General features: G+C 33.7%; 1 pseudogene. It reads left to right on the top strand.

The annotated features are described in order from the left end of the window. Positions 1–197: 197 nt before the first annotated feature. Positions 198–863 (top strand): annotated as a pseudogene (locus tag O9295_RS20060) (helix-turn-helix domain-containing protein); the annotation flags it as partial. Positions 864–1,002 lie beyond the last annotated feature (139 nt).

Here is a 1,002-nt window from a genome sequence, read left to right as displayed (position 1 = left end):
GTCTTCTCTGTACTTTAACCAATATTTATACATAATCATCAATCCTTTTACTTAGGAGGTGAACTATCTTTAGATTAAAAAAATTCTGATTATTTGTCGTTACTCAAAAGTCATGAAAATGGTACTTTTTTTTAGGTACTCTCAAGTAACCTGACAGGGTACTGAAAAGTAATCTTAAGTCCTGCAACCCTTAAACAATGATGATAAATGAACTAAAAATGACTGAAACTAAAACCATTTCATGGACTGAATTAGAAATGCTGGTTAATGATCTGAAAAAAAAGCATACAAAAAAGCGATTAACGGACGTGGAGACAAAAATATTAAAAGGTATTTTTGAGAATAAAACATATCGTGATCTAGCAAAAGAAATTGAAATTAGGACAGAAGAACAGTCAATCAAGAATGCGGCTTCTAGTTTATTTAAAATATTGTCAGAGCAAACAGGTGAAAAGATTGGAAAGACTAATCTGATTACTGCTTTGGCAAGGTATAGAGATAATTCTCAGATATTTGATCATAACAATAAACCGCAACCTCAGCAATCAAATAAAGTTCTTGAATTAGTTATGGAGGTAGGGATAGACGACCTGACACCAGAGAAAATTGATAAAATTATCAGCTTTCTTCAAGAAACTGCCAGAGACAACACGATCAAGCCTATTATGAAACTTAAAGGCAGTATTCGGCTATTTTTAGAAGGTTCAGAAGAGGGCTTAAAGCACCTAGCAGATTTACATCAATCGGGGGAATTGCAAGCCCTTCTCAATGAACTTAAATCAGACGATATACCCGAAATTATCGTCAAAAAAGCAGAGTTCACTACAGATGCAAAAGTTATTGAAAAAGCCGAATTAATTAGGTTCTTCGTTACTTGGTATGGTTCGATAGGGGGGCATAAATCGACTAAATCCTTATCTGGCAAGAGACTTAATTGATTAGTTCGCTCTAGATAAAAAACAATTGACAAAAATCGCTAAATGCCTTTCTATATAAGGGTTC

It is taken from the genome of Microcystis sp. LE18-22.4A (genome assembly GCF_027531105.1).
In the GTDB taxonomy this organism is placed as follows: Bacteria; Cyanobacteriota; Cyanobacteriia; order Cyanobacteriales; family Microcystaceae; genus Microcystis; species Microcystis aeruginosa.
This window is presented reverse-complemented; position numbering and strand designations above follow the sequence as displayed.